The organism is Mariprofundus sp. KV, assembly GCF_013387475.1.
In the GTDB taxonomy this organism is placed as follows: domain Bacteria; phylum Pseudomonadota; class Zetaproteobacteria; order Mariprofundales; family Mariprofundaceae; genus Mariprofundus.
Genome location: NZ_VWNB01000004.1, coordinates 40954 through 60636, shown reverse-complemented (window position 1 = coordinate 60636; position 19683 = coordinate 40954). Strand labels below are relative to the sequence as shown.

Here is a 19683-nt window from a genome sequence, read left to right as displayed (position 1 = left end):
TGAGTTGAATGATGCCAGCGCATGGCCTTTTCAGGTTAAACGATGGAGGCCATCTGGAAGATGGGCAGATACATCGCAATCACCAGCCCGCCAATCACCACGCCGAGAAATGCCATAATCATGGGCTCCATCAACTGCTGCATATTCTCCACGGCAGTATCCACCTCCTCCTCGTAGAAATCAGCAATCTTGCCCAGCATCTCTTCAAGGCTACCGGTCTGCTCACCGATTGAGATCATCTGGGTCACCATGACAGGAAATACGCCACTGGCCTCCAGTGGTGCGGTTAACGTCTGACCTTGGGAGATCGACTCTTTGGAGGCGAGGATCACCTCTTCGATCACCACATTACCGGAGGTTTCGGCCACCGTATCCAGAGCATCGAGAATCGGTACACCGGCAGCCGCCAGTGTCGAGAATGTGCGGCAGAATCGGGCTACAGAAGCCTTGCGCAGCACGTCACCCAGAACAGGCAGTGAGAGCAGAAGTTTATCCATCTGATAGTGTCCGGCAGGGGTTTTGTAGATCGCTTTAATGGCAAACACCAGTAAAATCGGTGCAAACAGAATCACATACCAGAACTCGACAAAGATATCTGATATCGCCATGGCAATCTGGGTCGGGGCAGGCAACTCCGCACCAAAGTCGGCAAACATCTCACTAAAAATAGGGATCACAAAGATCATCAAAATTGAGGTTACAATAAACGAAACCACCAGAATGGCGACAGGGTATACCATCGCCGACTTGATTTTTCGTTTCAGACTGAGCGCCTTCTCTTTATAGGTGCAGAGCCTGAGCAGAATCGAGTCAAGAATACCGCCCTGCTCACCCGCCTCAATCAGAGCACAGGTCAGGCGATCAAACTCTTTGGGAAATTTACGCATCGTTTCGCCCAGAGGGTTACCGCCCTCAAGGTTCTGGCGCACATCCCTAAGCAGCTTGTTCAGCGCTTTTTTTTCAGAGCCCTTCTCGGCCATCTCGAAGCACTGCACCAGCGGCAGACCAGCATTAATCATCGTGGAGAGCTGGCGAAAGAAGATAGAGATATCCTTCTCATCCACCTTCTCGGGAAACAGGTTAATCTCAATCGGTTTTTTCTTAACCTTGATGCCGGCCAGCCCCTGCCGTCGTAGCGTAGCTGAAACGATTTCACGGTTATTGGCCTCCATCTCACCACTCTGTGGAACGCCCTGTCTGTTTTTTCCCTGCCAAACAAATACAGCCATCAATCTGCCACCGTCACCCTGAGACACTCCTCAAGGGAGATCTCTCCGGCCTTCACTTTTTCCAGAGCCTCCATACGCAACGTTTTCACGCCTTTGGCCACTGCAATCTCATTAATCTGGTTCGAATTCTGACCAGCATACACCGCCTCGCGAATTTCATCAAAAATCGGCATCACCTGATAGATACCCGTTCGCCCTTTGTAACCTGTACCGCTACAGGTCGGACAACCGGCACCATGCATCGGCCTGAATGAGGGTACATCGGCCTCACTCACCCCCGCCTCCAGCAAGGCTGATGCCGGAATAACCTCTTCGGTTTTACAATCGGGACAGATACGGCGGGCAAGTCGTTGCGCAGAGACCAGATTCACAGCAGAACCGACCAGAAATGACTCCACCCCCATATTCACCAGTCGTGTCATGGTAGAGGGGGCATCATTGGTATGCAACGTGGCCAGTACCAGATGGCCGGTCAGCGCTGCTTTGATGCCAATGGCGGCGGTCTCGTAATCACGAATCTCACCAATGAGAATAATATCGGGATCCTGACGCAGAAACGAGCGCAGGGCCGCCGGAAAGTCGAGACCGATATCGGCATTCACATTTACCTGATTGATACCCATGAAGTTGAACTCCACCGGATCCTCAGCGGTGGAGATATTGACACCCGGCTGATTCAATTCGGCAACCGCCGAATAGAGACTCACGGTTTTACCCGATCCGGTTGGCCCGGTCACCAGCACCATGCCGTAGGGACGGCTGATAGTCTCTTTCAGCCAGCCCAGTGCCTGTGGCCCATAACCCAGTTTGGTCATATCCAGCTGCAGACTGGAGGGGTCGAGCAGACGCAGCACCACCTTCTCACCAAACAGGGTGGGCAGAACAGAGACACGGAAATCGACCGTTTTAGCACGTGATAGTCTTAATTTAATGCGCCCGTCCTGCGGCAGACGCCGTTCGGAGATATCAAGTCGGGCAAGAATTTTCAGCCGTGAAATCATCGCATCGCGCATATTCATGCGTGGGCGCATAATCTCATGCAGTACGCCATCAATGCGATAACGCACCCGCAGCACCTTCTCATAAGGCTCAAGATGAATATCCGATGCGCCACGTTTAATCGCGTCAAGCAGTACCAGATTAATCAGTCGCACAACGGGTGCAGCCTCAGTCTTGGCGGAGAGGCTCAAGGTATCGACATCCTCATCGATAGCTTCGACAACCTCGACGTCCATCGCACCCAGATCAGCCATAACATCCTGAAGATGGGAGTCAGAATCACCCAGTTCATCCAGCTTCTTGATCAGTTCACTCTCGGCGGCAATGACAACATCAACCTGTTTACCGCTAACAAACGCGATCTCATCCAGGGCATTGATATCGTAGGGGTCCGCCACAGCCAGCCTGAGCATATTGCCTTCATGCTTAAGCGGCAGCGCCATGTTTTTTCGCAGGATATCAAACGGCACTTTGGAAGTTTCCGCATTAACCTCAACCTTGCTCAGATCAACAATCGGACAACCAAATGAACGGGCCACAAAAGCGACCAGCTGCTCTTCTGTAAAGATACCCTGCTTCACCAGCTGCAGGGTAAGTGTATCACCATTGAGTTTGGCCTCACGTTGCACCTGATCAAGTTGATCACGCGTGATGCGCTGCTGACGCAGCAGAATATCACCCAGTCTTGAGCGGCTCATCAGCAGCCCTGCCAGCCGGGCAGCTGCACCGCAGTTCGGCCAAGCTGCTGCTCGATATTTCTCAGTGCACTGCTGCAATCGGGACGTGCACAGTCGTGCCACCAGGCAAAGGATTCCGCACCCTGAGCAATCAGCATCGGCAGGCCATCCACTGCACTCCGACTGACTGCAGCAGCCTTGCAGAAGGCTGTGTCACCGTCAGGTTTGTAAACAGCATCGATAGCTGCCCCAGCCCCGCAAAGCGCAAATGGAAATTGTTGATCTGATGCCAGACCGACCGTCGTGGTATTCACCAGCAGAGCCGCCTCTGCACAGGCATCTGCAACCGCATCCTGCTGCCATCTCACAGGCTCACAATTCAGCGACGGATAGCTGGAGCGGGCAAAGGCAACAAAATTGGCCAGCCGCTCAGGATTTCGATTGCAGATATAGACGGTTTCAAGTTCAAGAGTAGCCAGAGCATGCAGAACAGCACGAGCGGTACCACCGGCACCAAACAGCAGCGCCTTTTTTCCGGCCACAGGAATCGCAAGTCCTTCAACCACCGCTTTAAAGCCACGCCAATCGGTATTGGTCGCCTCCCAGCCAGCAGAGCCACGGCGCACGCTGTTCACCGCACCAATCAGCCTGGCATCCTCATCAGCAGAGACCATCTGAAACACCGACTCTTTATGCGGAACAGTCACATTAAACCCCTCAATACCCAGAGCCAGCATGCCCTGCATCGCCTGCTCGAGCAATTCAGGTGCCACTGCAAAAGGGAGGTAAGCCGCATTGATCTGCTGCTGCTCAAGGAAAGTGGACTGAAAAACCGGTGAAAGCGAATGTTTCACTGGCCAGCCGATGATGCCATAAATCTTTGTCATTGCGTCAGTTTTCATGCATCGTCAGCTTAGGAATTGTAATCGAGTGTGTCAAAGGGAACCTGCTCTCTGCGCTGATCTGCAACGGCTAACTTCTGGCGCTTTTGTTCCTGCTTTTGCACTATTAAGCACTTATGCCCGACAATAATCAGCAAAGCACTTCACCCACACCATCATTCGTCACACTGCCGAATGTGCCTCTCCCCTATCCCAGCCTGCTCGATTTTTTTGATCACCGTTTCCCGCGTGTCGGCCGGGATGTCTGGCTGCATCGCTTGCAGAGCGGAAAAATATGCGATGATTCCGGGCAACCTGTCAACGAAACCACCCCATACCGAGTCAACGCACGACTACAGTATTTTCGCGAAGTGGTCACTGAACACCCGATCCCCTTCCACGAATCGATACTGTTTCGCAATGAGCATATTCTGATAGCTGACAAACCACACTTTCTGCCCGTGACTCCCGGCGGATCATACGTCAACGAGTGCCTGCTGCACCGGCTCAAGCGAAGCACCGGCCTGCAACATCTTGTGCCTGTGCACCGGCTGGATCGCGAAACGGCCGGCCTAGTTCTGTTCACTGTCGATGAGAAACAGCGTGCCCCCTACTTTGATCTCTTCCGCCTCGGCAACATCGACAAATCCTACGAGGCAATTGCCAGCACGCCGGACCACCCTGAGCAAAGCCCCTGGCATATTCAGAGTCGCATTGAGCGCGGCGAGCCCTGGTTACGCTTCAGAAATATGGAGGGGGAGATCAATGCCCGCTCTGAGATTCGACTGCTGGAGACAAGAGATAAACTGGCTCGTTTCGAACTTAAACCCATCACCGGCAAAACCCATCAGCTGCGTCTGCATCTGGGGTTGATCGGTTCAGTTATTGTCGGTGATCGCCTCTACCCGGACTTTCAGCCGCCCTCTGATCCGCCCAGTTACGACGATCCACTGCAACTGCTGGCCAAAAGGCTCTCATTCACAGATCCAATAGCCGGCAACAGACTCAACTTTGAAAGCAAATTTCAATTACAGTGGTAAAGATAACAGTTAGTCTTCAAACACTCGAAAACAGAGGTGATGCCATGAGCGAACAGGAAGAGGCGATGCTGAATGCTTTACAGGCCCGCGTGCTGGGAAGCCTGATGGAAAAGCAGATGACCACACCCGATTACTATCCGCTCACGCTCAATGCACTGGTTGCCGCATGCAATCAGAAGAGCAGCCGCAATCCGGTGATGAACCTCTCCCCTCAACAGGTCGGCTCTGTCATCAATGAACTGCGCCATGATGGCCTGATCACCGCCAACACACTGGCCCGTGCCGACCGCTACGAGCAGTTTCTCTCACGTAAACTGCACCTGTCATCGAAAGAGCGTTCCATTATATGTGTGATGCTGCTGCGCGGCTCACACACGCTCAATGAGATCAAGGTTAACACCAGCCGCATGGCCGAATTCGCCGATCATGAAGAGATTCAGAAGACACTTCAGAGCTTAATGGCCAGAGACGAGCCGCTGGTGATCCAAATCCCCAGAGCCCCAGGTCAGCGCGAAGATCGATATACGCACCTGTTGTGCGGTACTCCGGATATCGAAACCCCGCCTGTCAGAACAGCCGCTCCCGCATCACCCTCACTTACCAATGATGCATTGGAGCGCATCACCCGGCTCGAAGAGACCGTCGCCCGCTTAGATGAGGAGATCAGGAGATTGAAAGAGGGGAATAGTTCTACCTTTCTATAACCCCAGCTGCCCCAGAAAAAAGGGAGGCTCATTGAGCCTCCCTTTGCTTGTGCTTTACAAGGTTCAGAAAGACACCCGGCAAAGGGTGATGACTAACTCACCAACGTTTGCTACTTAGAAGTGATAGGCAAATGTGCCGGTAAAGCCGTTCACATCCAGACCGTTGAAGCTTGCACCATTCTTTGTCGCAGCGTTGGCATTGGATGAGTAGCGCACCCACTCAGCGCCAACACTCATGTTATCAGTGATAAAGTAGTTGCCGCCCAGGCCAAAGGTGAGGGCTGTTTTGGTCACAGACCTTTCAATGACGGAGTTAAGTGGTGTAATGCTGGTGCTGATGCTGGTGGCACCGAGCAGCCCGTAAAATTCCAGACCATCAGCAACCTCAATCTTCGGTTTGGCCAGTGCCGAAACAAACCAGTTTACCTGGAAGGTTTCTGTCAAAGGGCCCAGCTCTTCACGTTCATGGGGGCCTGTCAGACCAGCACGAAATTCGGCAGCAAAGTATTCATGGAAGCTTGCGCCAGCAAAACCAAAACCACCAAAAACGGCTTTCTTATTCTGACCCGGATCAAGTTCAAACAGTCCCAGACCAACACCTGCATAAGGCTTTATATCATTAGCAACCGCAGCAGTTGCCTGCATCGAGAGTAGTGCTGCAGCAATTAAAGCAATCTTCTTCATTCTTGCACCTCCAAAATTTGAAGCGCACTCTATGGGCGCAGACATGTTTGTATAGCTGTGCGAGAGTAATATTGACCCATTATGAATACCCTTAAAAGAGCAGGGGGCCGCAAGCAGAACTGTATCACGATCAACAAAACACCTGGATTGCCCTACCTCAATTTTACGGCCCATTGATGCTCTGCGTTTCACCCTGTGAGCAGCTTGCATACTTTCTCATGTGTGCGATAAAAAATGGCGAAGCAAGAAGAGAAACGACGATAACGGCAACAGCCAGCTGATAATCCGCCTGTGAAATGACCGCAGAAGAGACACCCACTGCGGCAAGAATAAAGCTGAATTCGCCTATCTGTGCGAGTATGGAGCCCGTATACACACTGTCGCCCCAGCTTTCGCCAAGCAAGCGGAACACAGATGCGTTAATCGCTGTATTCAGGATCAGGACAATCAGCGCTAGCAACACTACCTTGCCCCAGTTCTCCACAATAAACCCGACATCGACCAGCATGCCGACTGATACGAAAAAGAGTGCCACGAACACCGTCTTGAACGGCTCCAGACTTTGATGCACCCATTTCGCCTCTTTGGCTGCAGAGACCACCATACCGGCCACAAATGCGCCAAGTGCAGATGAGAGTGAAAACAGGCCGGTGATCAATGCCAGCCCAAAGCAGAGCAGCAAGGCGCCGAACACCTGAAACTCATGATCCTTTTTCACAGCCTTGCCGATCAGGGGGATACGGAAATCCGGGCGAATCACGATCCAGGTGCACAGCCCGATTAACATGGCACCACCAACCATCTGCAACATCATTTCACCACTGGAGATTTGCTCGCCACTGAGCATGCTGATAATAATAAGCATCGGAATGACCGCGATATCCTGTGCCAGCAATACGTTCAATGCATTTTGCCCATGCGTCGTATCCAGCTCGTTGCGCGCCTGTAGCAGGTTCAAAACTACAGCCGTACTACTGAGCGAAACAATAAACCCCAGCAAAACGCAGAGCACCAGAGGCCAATCAAAGAAGTAGCCAATCAATGCAATCAGAGATGTGCTGACTCCAATCTGCAAGCATGTTCCCAGCAGGGCCACCTGCCACTTAGACACCATCTTCTGTGGTGAGACCTCCATGCCGATAAAGAACATCAGCATCACCACACCAAACTGCCCCAGTCGATCAAGTATCTGCTGGTCGCTGATCATGCCGAGCACAGACGGTCCGAGAAAGATGCCGGCCACGAGATAGGCAATCACATTGGGTTGACGCAGCGCGTGAAAAACCAGACCGACGGCGAGTATGGCAACGATACTGGCAACAAGCGCAGGCATAATCGGATCCATATGCATAACTTTCCCCTCCTACCTCTTGGCGCCAAAACGCTTGCGCAACTTCTCAATCGCCCTGTAGTGGCACATTTTAGCTGCGCTGAGCTTCATACCCATCACCGTGGCAATCTCATCGAGAGTCATGCCCACGGTGTAGTAGAGTGCCATCATGGTGCGATCTCGATCACTGAGACTAGCCAGCGCTTTTTCTGCCAGGATTTTATCATCGCTACAAGCCAGATAATAAGGCTCATTGGCCTCATCCATATAACCAGTATGGCGATTACGGGCTGCACTTTTACGCAGATGGTCAAGGCAGGCATTGCTGGCAACAGTGTAGAGCCAGGTTGAGAATCTGGCCTGCTCGGAGAATCCCTTCAGACCATGAAATACCTTCAGCATCACATCCTGAACAACATCCTCAGCATCCTCGACATGGCGGGTGATCCTCAAGCAGAGATAATAGAGTTTGCTCCGATGCCTGCGCATCAGCTGCTCATATGCCCCTGTCCGGTAGGGAAGCTGCTCTCTTGCCAGACGAACGAGCTCCTCATCGGGCAAGGATTCTGCCTCAATATGACTATTCATGAAGATATCCATGTCCTCAAGGGACACGGAACCCCTATTTCTCCGGGTGTATCACAACGGTCTGATGCAGAAGCTCCTCGTTGGAAAAAGAGACCTGAGAGCCATTCTCCAGCTGCATCACCGATTTTACCGTCCCCACCTCAATCAACTTGCCGGTAAAACCGGCAAACTCAATGGTTTCACCAGAACGATAGATATCACGTACATAGACGCCGGATACAATCTGACGAGAGAGGTCACGAGAACCCAATCCCAGAGAAAGGGCCACAGCCACACCCACAGAGACAAGGATAATGCCGATCAGCTCATTGAGCAGAAACAGCTCAATCTCAAGCTGGTCTACAGCCAGCATCACCACAACGACAACAATCAGACCAAAGGTCACCTTGGAGAGTGCGGGCGCATACTCCAGCCCTACCCCTTCTGCAGCATTTCGCACGCCAGTACGCACAAAATCAGCAATAAACAGACCGACCATCAACACCATTGCCGCGCCAAGCACTTTAGGCAGATAGAGCAGCAGTTGATCTATAGAGGAGGATACCCTGTCAAAACCGAGTGTCTCGACGGCTGAAAGCAGGAACGCCACTACAATGAAGAGGAACACCAGCATGCCGAACAGCTCTGACACCGGCTTTTTCACATTCATATTGTTCAGGCTATGATGGATATTCAGTCGATCTGCCAGACTGTCCACACCAAGTTTTTCGGCAAACTTGCGCGCCATAAAACCGACGACGCGTGCCAGCAGGTAACCGGCAACCAGCATCAGCAGAGCAGCAAAGATATTCGGCATCATCGACGTGATCTTTCCCCATAACATCTGCATCGGATCAAGTACCATCTGCGCGACCGTTTCAAGATTTTCCATTGTTATCTCCCTTCTCTTTGAGTTTTTGTTGTTTTATCAGAAACAGCGGCGCCAGCATCTGTGCCAGCACCTGCCACAGATTGACCAGCATTAAACTTAGAATGTCATGTGTGCTGACGTGTCGATGTGCCGCATGAACAGCCCTCTCTACACTCTTTTCTGCCTGACTATCCGCTTCCGGCGAGATCGCCAGCAAGCTTGCCAGCGGATCCTGACCGGGTTCTGTACGATGCCCCATTGCTATATCCTCACTGCGTCCATATTTTTTTCTCATAGTTGCGCCGGTGGCGATGCTGTAACCAGTAGTGCACGCCATAGCCTAACAAAAAGCCCACTGACAACATCAACAGCATGAGCAGCAGCGCCATCACATCCGCAGACCACCAGAGCAGCCGTACACGAACTATCTGACTGTTCTGCAACACAAACAGAAGCGTTACTGCCAGTACAACGATCAACAGTCTGATTCTCATCGTTATATACCTCCGGCAGGTTCAATACAAATCTCGATTCGCCTGTTCAGTTTTGCCAGAAGCGCATCGTGAGGCACAAGTGGCTCTGCTCGCGAGTGGCCTTCTGCACGAAAATCGAGGAAGTAGAGCTGATGCTCCCAGAGAAAGTATCGCACTACGTGGGATGAGCACCATCCCGTCGACTTCCAGCACTCAACGAAGGCCTGTCTGCCCTTCAACCCGGCACCCCTGCTGTCATAACAGCGCACATGCACCTTCTGACCGGTTTCAAGTGCCCGCAAGAGAGGAGCAAACTTGCTCAGGAGAGCCTTGCCTGCCGGGCTAAGCCTGGCGTCATCGCCAGCAAAAAACAGCAGCTCCCCCTGAATCACAATATGCACAATACCATTGGCGAGCTTCTTTACTGAAGCAGTTCCTGCGCTGAGCTCTTCGCACAGCACCATCTCCAGCTTTGCTACCAAGCTGTTGACATCACTACTCTGAGATCGCTGTATCATCATTTGATCGGTTACCATTAGTTAATAGGACGCCCTCCCTTGTAAAAAAGTCACATACGATTCTACATCTATTTTTTTGTGACTTAATCACGCAACCCGACGTCTAATCAAAGGCAATATTTATAAGGAGAACGAGATGTTTAAATATGTAACTAACGGCCTGTTTATAGCCGCTCTTGTACTGGCACCAATGAGTGCATCAGCGGATGAATCCAAGCTTCTGCAGGAGGCTGAGGCAGTGCGTGCCCAGGAGCTTTCTCCTGCAACCTACAGCGCAGCAAAAACAGCCTATAACAACAACGCTGGTGAGGAGGCAGATATTCAGGCGCGGCAGGCTATTACCAACAGCCTGCTCATGAGCCGCAGCTTTGCCAAACTGATCGAATCTCGTGACCGCATGCATGCATCGGGCGCCATCGATGTACGCAGGGACCTGGCAGAACGCGCTGAACAGGCTTTTAGTCGCGTTGTTGCTGCAGTGGAATCCGGTGATATCCGGCGCGCCAGAAAAGAGGCTGAAAATGCTGAGCTTCTTACCTATCAGGCTGAAGTTGTAGCTGCACGCGAACAGCTTACCCGGCCAATCGCTAAAGCCATTGCCGAAGCACGAAAAGATGAGGCTAGTAAATATGCGCCCCAGAACTACACGAAAGCTAATGCCGGCCTTAAAAAGGTGGAGCGGCTGGTCAGCAGTAATCCTGCCGCTCGTGGTCAGCTGATAAATGAGAGTAAAAACAGTATTGAATCTGCCCGCACAGCACAGCATATCGGCCTGCTTGGACAAAAGCTGCACAAGAATCCCGGCGATGTTGAGGGCTGGCTATATAACCGCGACCATGATCTGGCAACCATCGCAGGTCATCTCAAACTTAATCTTGGCTCTGCAGGCAGCCATGAGGAGCGCATCAGACTGATTACCGGTTCCATTGATCAGATGCGTGCCAGCTATGACCAGCAACTGGCTGATGCCCATGAGCAGATCAACATACTACAGGGCAATCTCTCAGAGCTTGATGATACACGCACCAGTCTTGGTCAGGCACGTTTCAAGCTGCAGCAGAAGCGTGAAGCAGAAGCCAAAATCATGCAGCTTGCAAGCCTGTTCGATCCGGCACAGGTGGAGCTGTTCCTGACCACCGATGCCGATGTGATCATCCGTATGAAAGCGATGAGGTTCCCCAGTGGCAGTGCCATTATTCCGGCCACCTCCTATGACCTTCTGGAGGTAGCCAGCAAAGCGATCGATCTGTTTGGTGACCGCACCGTTCGCGTCGAAGGTCATACCGATGCGATGGGCGATGATGAATATAATCAGCACCTCTCAGAGCGCCGCGCTATCACCGTAAAGGAGTATCTCGATGCCCGCTTTGCTGAGAATAGCCGCACCATTACATCCGCAGGCCTCGGTGAAGAGCGTCCAATTGCCAACAATGAAAAGGCAGAGGGGCGCAGCAAGAACAGGCGTATCGATATCGTACTGATTGCACCACCGATTCCGACCAACCCATAAGGTAAAGCTAGAAGACCCTCTGGAGCAGTGCAGTAGAACTGTACAGCTAAAAAAAGAGGCTGCGAGAAATCGCAGCCTCTTCTGTTTCTGCTCATCCAGACTGTCAATCAGTCAGTGTCAAACAGTTCTACTGATCGTATTTAATGCTCGGCGTTTTCGCCTTCAGGCTGAGTCGCGTTGGTCAGTTGAATATCGGCCAGCACTGATGCAGCCGCTGTGGTCAGAGCACTGCCGATAATAGTGCCGTTCTCTTTGCCGGACGGGCTCAGGGCAAACTGCTCTTCAACACTGGCGCGGTAGGTGCGGGAGATGGTGGAAACATTCATTTTTGCCTCAAGTGCCACTTTCACCTCCACCTTGCTTTTGATCATCTCCCTTGTGGCTGCATAGTTGATGGCGTGGATGCGAATCAGCAAGCCATTGGCCATCTCGCTGCTATAGGGAACAACCCGGTAGCCACCCTCTTTCAGGGATGAAGCCATGTGGGCATAGAGTGAGGTTGCGATATCGGAAGCTGGAACAAGGTACTCCCCGTCCACTGCCCGGCCGAGCACTTTTTCCGCCCTGCCATCCTCAACCCATAATCCGATTTCGCCGGCACTTTCTGCAATAGCGGTTATGGCGCTCGGGTAGAAAATCTCCGTTTTGATTTCACCTGCACTTACTGCTGCTGGCACTGCCAGAAGCATGATTACTATCGCTGCGCTTTTCATATAATACATGTAACTCTCCTCTGTTTTGCCAGGCCGAAGCTTCCTCCTGCGTGGCCTGTTGTACGCTTCTGTTCAACGTCTGCTTTCTCAGATTCGCCGTTCACCATCTTGGGACGCCAGATCAGGAGGTGACATCAGATTGTAGTTGGTACGAATCATACTCTGAATCTCGCTCACATAAGCCTCACCCCGTTCCGAGTAACCGGACAACTCCTGAGCCAACTCAATCGCAGTGGGCTTATCACCCCGCTTACGGATGCTACGGCGTAATTTCCTCAATGGTGTATACATCTGCACACGGTTGATACTGTGAATATAGGCCGCCACTGATGCATTCACAGACGCATAGGTTGCAACCTCATGGGTCATGTCAGGCGCCCGATGGGATGGCACAATGCCGCAGCCCTGCGTGAAACACCATTGGCCGAAAAGATTAAGTCCTTCACGGGCAAAACGGGAGGTGCCCCAGCTCGATTCATTGGCAGCCTGCGCCAGTGCCAGCCGGAAGGGGACTGTATCAACACGCCGTTTGAGCAGTGTCCATGCCTGTTCATCATCAAATGAGGGCATCTCTACACGATAATTTTCTGCCAGTTGTTTAAGCCAGCTGGCATCAGTCGGCGAAAAGCCACCCCGCTCTTTGAGGATCGCTTCCAGTGCAAGCATTCGCTTGCGATCAAGCATCACCTTACTATTTTCCTGCTCTATGATCGGACGCAGAAAATCAAAAAAGGCTCGCTTTTTCTCCTTCACATCACTGTATGAGGCGAAGTCAGGCAGTGTCACCACATACGTCTCATTCAGATGAACCCCTGTAATTCCCTCCTGTCCACATCCGGACAGAAGAAGCAGTGGCAGCATCAAAGTCAGCAACTTATGCATTTCTTTTCCTCTCTGTTTCTCGCCATCATCTCAATGCAAACAGTGATCAGACAATGGGAGCATCTTCCGGATAGAGCTCTTCATTGTCCCAATCCGGCTCCATATCTACCTGAAAGGATTCAACCTCTCCGGCAACCGCATTCACATTTTTGAAGCGGGCAATATGCATCACAGCTTCGCCCTGATTCACCATCGGCAGATTGGCCCTGCCAATGACAATACCTGATCGGTCAGCAACAATCGCGGTCTCATTATCACCGTATGGATCAGCGACAAAGCCAAGTACATCGCCCTGTTTTACAAGTGCGCCTGTCGGTATGATCAGGCGCATAATTCCGCTCTTTGGCGCACGCATCCAGGCACTCCCTTTTGCCACCCGGGGCGTCACGGCCTGCTTCCTGTTCCCTCTTGCCAGCATATTCAGGCTACGCATGACATTCATCACACCATCCACACCTGCCCGGATACTGATCTCATCGAAACGTAGTGCCTCTCCTGCCTCATAAACCAGCCATGGTATACCAAGCGAGACGGCAGTCCCCCGCAAGGTTCCGGGCTGCACGCTGCTGTCCATAATCACAGGCGCCTGAAAGGCTTCGGCAATCATGCGGGTATCTTCATCTTCGATGCAGGCACGAATCTGGGGCAGATTCTCCCGATGAATCGCTGCCGTATGCAGATCGATTCCATGCGTACATTTGGAAACGATTTCGTTAACAAAGATATGAGCCAGCTGAGATGCCATCGACCCCTTTGGCGACCCGGGAAAACAGCGGTTCAGATCACGTCTATCCGGCAGGTAACGGCTGTGATGGATAAAGCCATAGACATTGACAATGGGAATGGCGATCAACGTACCACGCAGGCGATTGAGAGAAATTTTATTGCAGAGGCGTCGAATCACCTCAACGCCATTGACCTCATCGCCATGAATGGCTGCACAGACCAGCAGTGTTGGACCCGCTCGTTTGCTGCGTATCACATGCACAGGCATATGCATATCGGTATGCGTCACCAGGCTGGCCAGCTTCAGGTCTATTGTTTTTCGCTCACCGGGGGCGATGGACTCGCCCCCGATCATCAACGATTCGCTCATCCCTGACCTTTGGTTTTGGTGTTGCCATTTTTGGCGTTCTTCTCAATACAGGCAATGATTAAACCGGCAATATCCTTGCCAGTCGCACCCTCAATACCTTCCAGTCCCGGCGATGAGTTCACCTCCATCACAACAGGTCCATGATTAGAACGCAGCAGATCAACACCGGCCACATTAAGCCCCATGATAGACGCTGCACGTACTGCGGTGGAACGCTCTTCAGGGGTAATGCGTACCACCTCGGCAGAGCCGCCACGATGCAGGTTGGAGCGGAATTCACCCTCCTTGCCCTGCCGTTTCATGGCTGCCACAACCTTACCATCGACAACCAGGCAGCGAATATCAGCACCGCCGGCCTCCTTGATAAACTCCTGCACCAGAATATTGGCATTCAGGCCAAAGAAGGCCTCAATCACACTCTCTGCAGCTTTCTTGTTTTCAGCCAGCACCACGCCGATCCCCTGAGTGCCTTCCAGCAGCTTGATGACAAACTGATCACCACCCACAGAATTCAGCAGGTCTCCAATATCATCAGGGTTACGGGCAAAACCGGTAACCGGCAGACCAATGCCCTTGCGCGCCAGCAGCTGTACCGAACGCAGCTTGTCGCGCGAACGGGATATGGCGACCGATTCGTTCAATGGATAGACACCCATCATCTCAAACTGCCGCAGTACTGCTGTACCATAAAATGTTACGGATGCACCGATACGCGGAATCACTGCATCAAAACCCTCCAGATTGACTCCTTTGTAGTGAATCGATGGTTTCATCGAGGTGATATTCATGTAGCAGCGTAGATGATCCAGTACCTGCACCTCATGGCCGCGTTGTTTGGCGGCCTCAACCAGCCGTCTGGTTGAGTAGAGTTTTGCGTTCCTTGAAAGAATTGCGATTTTCATATGATCCCCTTTTGCGCCCTTAGCAAGATGCTACCTGACCGGAAAGTGACGCTTTCGTTAATTAGTAAGACGCCCTCAAGTAGCAAAAGGTCACACCCGTTTTACAATCAATTGTGACCAAAAGTCTCTGCCCAGCGTCTTATCTTCTTTATGAGAAAAACCAAAGGTGCATTTACTGATGACTGATATACTGATAATTACTGCGCTGCTGTTTGCCAATGCCTTTTTCGTGGCTACCGAATTCGCACTGGTCAAAGCCAGAGGCGTGCGCATGGAGACCCTTGCGGCCAACGGCGTGCGCTCAGCCATTATGGCGATGACCATTCAGAAGAGTATGGATAACTATCTGGCAGCCTGTCAGCTGGGCATCACCATGGCCTCATTGGGATTGGGCTGGGTCGGTGAACCGGCTGTTGAGGCACTAATGGCGCCGCTGTTTGCGCAGCTGCCACTTTCTGAAGAGAGCATCCATACCATCTCATTTCTGTTCGGATTCATACTCTTCTCATCCCTGCATATTGTCGTCGGCGAACAGGTACCCAAGACCTTCGCCATCCGCAATCCCGAACCTGTTTCGATGTGGTTTGCCTACCCGCTGCACGCCTTCTATCTGCTGATGCTGCCGCTGAATATCATGCTCAAGTCGGCCACCAATGGAATTCTCGGACTGTTCAAGGTGCCTGAGGCAACACATGAGGAGGTGTTCAGTCATGATGAGTTGAAAAGTCTGGTGGACGTTTCTCGTAATCATGGAGAACTGCTTGAGGATAAAGCGGAGATGTTGAGCAACATGTTCGCTTTTGATCGCGGTATTGCGCGCAATGTTATGGTGCCGGTCACCAAGGTGGATTATCTCGACCTGCAAGATCCGATTCAAGACAGTATCGCCAGAATCGTGGAAACACGGCACTCCCGTTTTCCAGTGGTCAACGGAGAGATCAACCATCTGGTCGGTGTCATGCTGGTCAAGGATCTGATCAATGACATGCTGGCAGGCAAACAGCCGCAAGATCTGAACCTTGCCGACTACTGCCGCGAGGCACCGTTTGTACCTGAACTGATGTCGGCCAGCGAGCTATTTGAGTCGATGCGCAACAACCGTACGCATATGGTCATCGTTACCGACGAATATGGCGCTGTTGCAGGTATGATCACCATGGAAGACCTGCTTGAGGAGATTGTCGGCGAAATCGCTGATGAACTCGATGAGGAGGTGTCTGAATTCCCTATTGAGCAGAGCGCAGAAGGCGCGTGGGTCGCACATGGACTGGTCTCTATTGCCCAGCTCTCCAAGAAAACCTCATTCACCCCGGCTGAAGCGACTGAGGCCAATACCATTTCAGGGCTGTTCATGCAGCGCCTGGGTCGCCTGCCTGTGGTTGGAGACAAACTTCATGAAGGTGAGTTTACCCTCCTCGTGGAAGAGGTTTCAGGCAGATATGTAGAGCGTGCTTCGTTGCAGCGCAATGAGCATACTAGTGAATCAGATGAGACAGGGACATCAGGTAGCAACAACAGTTAATCAGGGAGAATAAATATGAGTGAAAACGGTGGATTAAACTGGCAGGAGTCAGTCAGCAGCACTTTCGAAAATTTTGCCGGTCAGTTTGTTGAACAGGCTCCTCAGGTGATTGCCGGTATAGCGCTACTGGCTGCAGGATGGCTCGTAGCCTATCTGCTGGCTGCAGCCACCAAAAGAGTGGTTGGCGGCATCGACCTGCTGTTCAAGAGGGGCAGCAAATCCGGCAATGCCAAACAGGCTCGCATGCAGCGAACCTCCATCCTGATTATCAGCAAAGCCGTCTTCTGGACTGTCATGCTCTTCTTTATCGCCGCCACCGCAAACATGCTGGGCTGGAAAATGTTTTCCGGCTGGATGGATGGTGTCATCACCTACCTGCCCAACCTGATCGCAGGTATTGCCATCGTGCTGGGCGGCATTCTTCTGTCCAACAGTGCGCGCACGATCATTTCCACTGCCGCCGCATCTGCCGGTGTTGAGCACTTCGATCTGTTATCCAGGCTTGTGCAGATCGCTATTCTGTTTACCGCCATTGTCATCGGTGTCGAGCAGATAGGTATCAATGTCCAGTTCCTGACCAGTATCACCCTTGTTATTGTTGGCATCCTGCTGGCCGGTGCGGCACTCGCCTTCGGACTGGGGGCTAAAACACTGATTGCCAATGTCATTGGCTCCCAGCAATTGCGTCAGCAATGCCGTCTGGGAGAGACTATGACCGTTGGTCAGTTCGAAGGCATCGTCACAGAAGTGACGCGTACGACAGTTTGTCTGGAGACCGAAGCTGGCCGAACTGTTGTGCCGGCCAAGCTGTTCCTTGAGCAGGCAAGCAGCTTCATGGCTGCATCTGCCAACCGGCAAGAGGCCCGTCATGACAGCTAAAAAAGCGGACCTGGCTCTGGCATTTCTGCAGTCGCATCCCCATTCAGCAGCCGCGCTACTGGAACAGCAACCGATGCAGGAAGTGGCTCTCTTTCTGGCAGATGTGCCGCCCGGCTATGCTGCCCCTGTGCTGGAAAAAATGCTGCCGCAATATACGGCAAAGCTCTGCACTCATCTGGAAGCAGAACTGGCGGCAGGATTTTTATCCCGCATGGAGATAAGCATGGCGGCGGCTGTGCTTCGACATCTGACACCGCTATTGAGAGAAACACTGCTCGGTTTACTCAGTGAAAAAAACAGTCTCAGCTGCAAGTTGCTACTGGACTATTCCGATGACCAGGTAGGTGCATGGATGCTGGTAGAGACTGCAACACTACCAGCCGAATGTACCGTCACTACAGCTCTGACAAGAATTGCCGATAACCAAGCGAATGCTGATGTAATCTACGTGGTGGATCGTAGCGGCCATATTCAGGGTGTCGTAACACTCACCCAGCTACTTCGCAGCAGCACTGAAACATCTGTCACGGCAGTAATGCGCCCGACTCCGGAGCCTATCTCCGGTCGCACCAATCTGATCGCAGCCGGAGATCATCAAGGCTGGCTGATGGCTGACACCCTGCCGGTAATCAACCGCCACCAACAACTTGTCGGCTGCATCAGGCATGTCGACCTGCGCAAGGGCATGGAGCAACTGGATACACATATTGATGTGCCTCAGGGGGCTGATCCACTCTCTTCCATGCTGGAAATATATGGAGGAAGTCTGCTTGCCCTGTTTGGCGCCGCCGGTGATCTGATCGGCATGGAAAGCAGAGGGAGGTCATGACAATGGCAACTGCAGATACCATACAGACCCATAATCCGCTGGAGATTCTGAACAGGGCATTCCTGCTCGACTTCCCCAAGGACGCGGCGCGCAGGATCGAAACAATGAGCGCCGCCGAGGCCATTGAGAGCATTGGTGAGCAGCCCGTTCATATACTGGAGCGTCTCTGGTCCAATCTCGCTCCCGGAGTGGCCGACGCACTACTCAAAGAGTTGCCGGACAAAACGGCAGCTGAGCTACTGATGGCACTCGATGCCGGCCCTGCTGCCACATTGATCAGCCGTCTGGACGAGCAGAAGCAGCAGTTACTTTTCTCGCTGATGGAAGCATCTGTGGTCTGGGAGCTGAAGGAGATGCTCAGCTACCCCGAGAATGCGGCTGGCAGGCTGATGGATACCCATATTATTGCCTTCAACGAAAACATCAGCGTGGAGGATGCTCTCAACCAGCTGCGTAATCAGCAGATTGAGGCGTTGCACCACCTCTATCTGCTGGATGACGATATGCATCTGCACGGCCAGGTGGATATCCAGCGACTGGCGCTGGCCAGTGGTCGGCAAAAACTCGCATCACTCTCCCTTCCCGTGCTGACATTTGTGCAGGCGCTCGACCCTAAGGATGAAGTGGTTGAGAAGGTGAAAAAATTTCATCTTGATACGATCCCGGTCATTGATGCCAACGCCCACCTGCTCGGCATCATTCACGGCAGCAGCCTGATGGATACCCTGCAGGAAGATATCGCCTCCGACATGCAGACGATGGTGGGTGTAAGCAAGGACGAACGAGCCCTCTCCAGCGCATGGTTTGCCGTGAAAAAGCGCCAGCCCTGGCTGCAGATTAATCTGCTCACGGCATTTATGGCTGCTGCGGTTGTCGGTATGTTTGAAGATACCATCGCCAAATATACTGCCCTGGCTATCCTGCTACCAATTGCCGCCGGTCAGTCCGGCAACACCGGTGCACAGGCGCTGGCCGTTACCATGCGCGGCCTGACCCTGCGCGAGATCACCATCAGGCACTGGCTGCGGGTCACCATGAAAGAGGCCGGGGCTGCGGTCATCAACGGCATTGCCATCGCTATCACCTGCGGTCTCGGAGTGCTGCTCTGGAGTCATAGTTACGGACTGGCATTGATTATTGCTCTGGCCATGATCTCATCCATGACACTGGCTGCCATTGCCGGCGCTCTGGTGCCTATCATTCTTAAGCGCATGGGACAGGATCCGGCGCTCTCATCCTCAATCATCCTGACTACAGTCACTGATATCGCCGGCTTTATGTCCTTTCTCGGCATTGCCGCCGCCCTCTCGTGGATGCTGGATGCGGGCATGTAGCAGGACTTATAGCTGTCCACAAAACCGATAAACCATTGAGACA

The 19683-nt window shown here is 52.5% G+C and carries 21 protein-coding genes; 7 read left to right on the top strand and 14 right to left on the bottom strand.

Annotated elements, in window-relative coordinates; translation table 11 throughout:
• Window positions 1–35: 35 nt before the first annotated feature.
• From F3F93_RS04200 to F3F93_RS04190, 3 genes are read right to left on the bottom strand one after another with little or no spacing between them, the layout of a single operon-like run.
• Window positions 36–1229, bottom strand: a complete 1194-nt coding sequence (locus F3F93_RS04200) for a type II secretion system F family protein (RefSeq protein WP_176957924.1) — start codon at window positions 1227–1229, stop codon at window positions 36–38.
• On the bottom strand, window positions 1229–2926 hold the full coding sequence (gene pilB, locus F3F93_RS04195) for a type IV-A pilus assembly ATPase PilB (RefSeq protein ID WP_176957923.1): 1698 nt from the start codon (window positions 2924–2926) through the stop codon (window positions 1229–1231). The genes F3F93_RS04200 and pilB overlap by 1 nt, the downstream gene beginning before the upstream one ends.
• Window positions 2926–3792, bottom strand: a complete 867-nt coding sequence (locus tag F3F93_RS04190; protein WP_176957922.1) for a shikimate dehydrogenase — start codon at window positions 3790–3792, stop codon at window positions 2926–2928. Before F3F93_RS04190 ends, pilB begins: the two co-directional genes overlap by 1 nt.
• Window positions 3793–3923: 131 nt before the next feature.
• On the opposite strand from F3F93_RS04190, the gene F3F93_RS04185 reads away from it, so the two are divergent.
• Window positions 3924–4826, top strand: a complete 903-nt coding sequence (locus tag F3F93_RS04185; protein WP_176957921.1) for a pseudouridine synthase — start codon at window positions 3924–3926, stop codon at window positions 4824–4826.
• Window positions 4827–4870: 44 nt separating this feature from the next.
• Entirely contained in the window at window positions 4871–5530 is a 660-nt protein-coding gene (locus F3F93_RS04180; RefSeq protein ID WP_176957920.1) for a YceH family protein, read from the top strand.
• Window positions 5531–5644: 114 nt separating this feature from the next.
• Here F3F93_RS04180 and F3F93_RS04175 read toward each other — a convergent pair whose 3' ends face one another.
• From F3F93_RS04175 to F3F93_RS04145, 7 genes are all read right to left on the bottom strand, one after another.
• Window positions 5645–6214 carry a porin family protein gene (locus F3F93_RS04175; RefSeq protein WP_176957919.1) on the bottom strand — a complete coding sequence of 190 codons (570 nt, stop codon included), beginning with the start codon at window positions 6212–6214 and terminating at the stop codon, window positions 5645–5647.
• 163 nt (window positions 6215–6377) lie between these two features.
• Window positions 6378–7565, bottom strand: coding sequence for a cation:proton antiporter (locus F3F93_RS04170; protein ID WP_176957918.1), 1188 nt, complete (start codon window positions 7563–7565; stop codon window positions 6378–6380).
• Window positions 7566–7577: 12 nt separating this feature from the next.
• Window positions 7578–8132, bottom strand: a complete 555-nt coding sequence (locus tag F3F93_RS04165) for a sigma-70 family RNA polymerase sigma factor (RefSeq protein WP_176957917.1) — start codon at window positions 8130–8132, stop codon at window positions 7578–7580.
• Between the two features lie 34 nt (window positions 8133–8166).
• A complete protein-coding gene (locus F3F93_RS04160) occupies window positions 8167–9003 on the bottom strand; it encodes a mechanosensitive ion channel (RefSeq protein WP_176957916.1) in 837 nt (278 codons plus the stop codon).
• Window positions 8990–9277, bottom strand: a complete 288-nt coding sequence (locus tag F3F93_RS04155; protein ID WP_176957915.1) for a hypothetical protein — start codon at window positions 9275–9277, stop codon at window positions 8990–8992. The genes F3F93_RS04160 and F3F93_RS04155 overlap by 14 nt, the downstream gene beginning before the upstream one ends.
• A complete protein-coding gene (locus F3F93_RS04150; protein WP_176957914.1) occupies window positions 9252–9476 on the bottom strand; it encodes a lipopolysaccharide assembly protein LapA domain-containing protein in 225 nt (74 codons plus the stop codon). Before F3F93_RS04150 ends, F3F93_RS04155 begins: the two co-directional genes overlap by 26 nt.
• 2 nt (window positions 9477–9478) lie before the next feature.
• Window positions 9479–9991 (bottom strand): hypothetical protein, encoded by a 513-nt coding sequence (locus tag F3F93_RS04145; RefSeq protein WP_176957913.1) that lies wholly within the window; start codon window positions 9989–9991, stop codon window positions 9479–9481.
• 118 nt (window positions 9992–10109) lie between these two features.
• Between F3F93_RS04145 and F3F93_RS12590 the strand changes: the two genes are divergently transcribed.
• Window positions 10110–11483, top strand: coding sequence for an OmpA family protein (locus F3F93_RS12590; protein ID WP_176957912.1), 1374 nt, complete (start codon window positions 10110–10112; stop codon window positions 11481–11483).
• A gap of 140 nt (window positions 11484–11623) precedes the next feature.
• Here F3F93_RS12590 and F3F93_RS04135 read toward each other — a convergent pair whose 3' ends face one another.
• The 4 genes from F3F93_RS04135 to rimK all read right to left on the bottom strand — a co-directional run bounded on the left by F3F93_RS04135 (window position 11624) and on the right by rimK (window position 15076).
• On the bottom strand, window positions 11624–12205 hold the full coding sequence (locus tag F3F93_RS04135) for a YajG family lipoprotein (protein WP_176957911.1): 582 nt from the start codon (window positions 12203–12205) through the stop codon (window positions 11624–11626).
• A 78-nt stretch (window positions 12206–12283) separates the two neighbouring features.
• Window positions 12284–13078 (bottom strand): glucosaminidase domain-containing protein, encoded by a 795-nt coding sequence (locus F3F93_RS04130; RefSeq protein ID WP_176957910.1) that lies wholly within the window; start codon window positions 13076–13078, stop codon window positions 12284–12286.
• Between the two features lie 46 nt (window positions 13079–13124).
• Entirely contained in the window at window positions 13125–14174 is a 1050-nt protein-coding gene (locus tag F3F93_RS04125; RefSeq protein WP_176957909.1) for a succinylglutamate desuccinylase/aspartoacylase family protein, read from the bottom strand.
• On the bottom strand, window positions 14171–15076 hold the full coding sequence (gene rimK, locus F3F93_RS04120) for a 30S ribosomal protein S6--L-glutamate ligase (RefSeq protein WP_176957908.1): 906 nt from the start codon (window positions 15074–15076) through the stop codon (window positions 14171–14173). Before rimK ends, F3F93_RS04125 begins: the two co-directional genes overlap by 4 nt.
• 178 nt (window positions 15077–15254) lie before the next feature.
• On the opposite strand from rimK, the gene F3F93_RS04115 reads away from it, so the two are divergent.
• Genes F3F93_RS04115 through mgtE form a run of 4 tightly spaced genes read left to right on the top strand, consistent with a single transcriptional unit; the run spans window position 15255 to window position 19640 of the window.
• Window positions 15255–16598 (top strand): hemolysin family protein, encoded by a 1344-nt coding sequence (locus tag F3F93_RS04115; RefSeq protein WP_176957907.1) that lies wholly within the window; start codon window positions 15255–15257, stop codon window positions 16596–16598.
• Window positions 16599–16613: 15 nt separating this feature from the next.
• Window positions 16614–17477 carry a mechanosensitive ion channel domain-containing protein gene (locus F3F93_RS04110; RefSeq protein ID WP_176957906.1) on the top strand — a complete coding sequence of 288 codons (864 nt, stop codon included), beginning with the start codon at window positions 16614–16616 and terminating at the stop codon, window positions 17475–17477.
• Window positions 17467–18306: a CBS domain-containing protein gene (locus F3F93_RS04105; protein WP_176957905.1), complete on the top strand. Its 840-nt coding sequence runs from the start codon at window positions 17467–17469 to the stop codon at window positions 18304–18306. Before F3F93_RS04110 ends, F3F93_RS04105 begins: the two co-directional genes overlap by 11 nt.
• 2 nt (window positions 18307–18308) lie before the next feature.
• Window positions 18309–19640 (top strand): magnesium transporter, encoded by a 1332-nt coding sequence (gene mgtE, locus F3F93_RS04100; RefSeq protein WP_176957904.1) that lies wholly within the window; start codon window positions 18309–18311, stop codon window positions 19638–19640.
• Window positions 19641–19683 lie beyond the last annotated feature (43 nt).

Excerpts from the sequence above, each read along its gene's own strand:
- mgtE (WP_176957904.1), top strand. The coding sequence starts at position 18,309 with ATGGCAACTGCAGATACCATACAGACCCATAATCCGCTGGAGATTCTG.
- F3F93_RS04110 (WP_176957906.1), top strand. The coding sequence starts at position 16,614 with ATGAGTGAAAACGGTGGATTAAACTGGCAGGAGTCAGTCAGCAGCACT.
- F3F93_RS04160 (WP_176957916.1), bottom strand. The coding sequence starts at position 9,003 with ATGGAAAATCTTGAAACGGTCGCGCAGATGGTACTTGATCCGATGCAG.
- F3F93_RS04135 (WP_176957911.1), bottom strand. The coding sequence starts at position 12,205 with ATGTATTATATGAAAAGCGCAGCGATAGTAATCATGCTTCTGGCAGTG.
- F3F93_RS04170 (WP_176957918.1), bottom strand. The coding sequence starts at position 7,565 with ATGCATATGGATCCGATTATGCCTGCGCTTGTTGCCAGTATCGTTGCC.
- rimK (WP_176957908.1), bottom strand. The coding sequence starts at position 15,076 with ATGAAAATCGCAATTCTTTCAAGGAACGCAAAACTCTACTCAACCAGA.
- F3F93_RS04105 (WP_176957905.1), top strand. The coding sequence starts at position 17,467 with ATGACAGCTAAAAAAGCGGACCTGGCTCTGGCATTTCTGCAGTCGCAT.
- F3F93_RS04200 (WP_176957924.1), bottom strand. The coding sequence starts at position 1,229 with ATGGCTGTATTTGTTTGGCAGGGAAAAAACAGACAGGGCGTTCCACAG.
- F3F93_RS04125 (WP_176957909.1), bottom strand. The coding sequence starts at position 14,174 with ATGAGCGAATCGTTGATGATCGGGGGCGAGTCCATCGCCCCCGGTGAG.
- F3F93_RS04185 (WP_176957921.1), top strand. The coding sequence starts at position 3,924 with ATGCCCGACAATAATCAGCAAAGCACTTCACCCACACCATCATTCGTC.
- pilB (WP_176957923.1), bottom strand. The coding sequence starts at position 2,926 with ATGAGCCGCTCAAGACTGGGTGATATTCTGCTGCGTCAGCAGCGCATC.
- F3F93_RS04150 (WP_176957914.1), bottom strand. The coding sequence starts at position 9,476 with ATGAGAATCAGACTGTTGATCGTTGTACTGGCAGTAACGCTTCTGTTT.
- F3F93_RS04130 (WP_176957910.1), bottom strand. The coding sequence starts at position 13,078 with ATGCATAAGTTGCTGACTTTGATGCTGCCACTGCTTCTTCTGTCCGGA.
- F3F93_RS12590 (WP_176957912.1), top strand. The coding sequence starts at position 10,110 with ATGTTTAAATATGTAACTAACGGCCTGTTTATAGCCGCTCTTGTACTG.
- F3F93_RS04155 (WP_176957915.1), bottom strand. The coding sequence starts at position 9,277 with ATGAGAAAAAAATATGGACGCAGTGAGGATATAGCAATGGGGCATCGT.
- F3F93_RS04180 (WP_176957920.1), top strand. The coding sequence starts at position 4,871 with ATGAGCGAACAGGAAGAGGCGATGCTGAATGCTTTACAGGCCCGCGTG.
- F3F93_RS04165 (WP_176957917.1), bottom strand. The coding sequence starts at position 8,132 with ATGAATAGTCATATTGAGGCAGAATCCTTGCCCGATGAGGAGCTCGTT.
- F3F93_RS04115 (WP_176957907.1), top strand. The coding sequence starts at position 15,255 with ATGACTGATATACTGATAATTACTGCGCTGCTGTTTGCCAATGCCTTT.
- F3F93_RS04175 (WP_176957919.1), bottom strand. The coding sequence starts at position 6,214 with ATGAAGAAGATTGCTTTAATTGCTGCAGCACTACTCTCGATGCAGGCA.
- F3F93_RS04190 (WP_176957922.1), bottom strand. The coding sequence starts at position 3,792 with ATGACAAAGATTTATGGCATCATCGGCTGGCCAGTGAAACATTCGCTT.
- F3F93_RS04145 (WP_176957913.1), bottom strand. The coding sequence starts at position 9,991 with ATGGTAACCGATCAAATGATGATACAGCGATCTCAGAGTAGTGATGTC.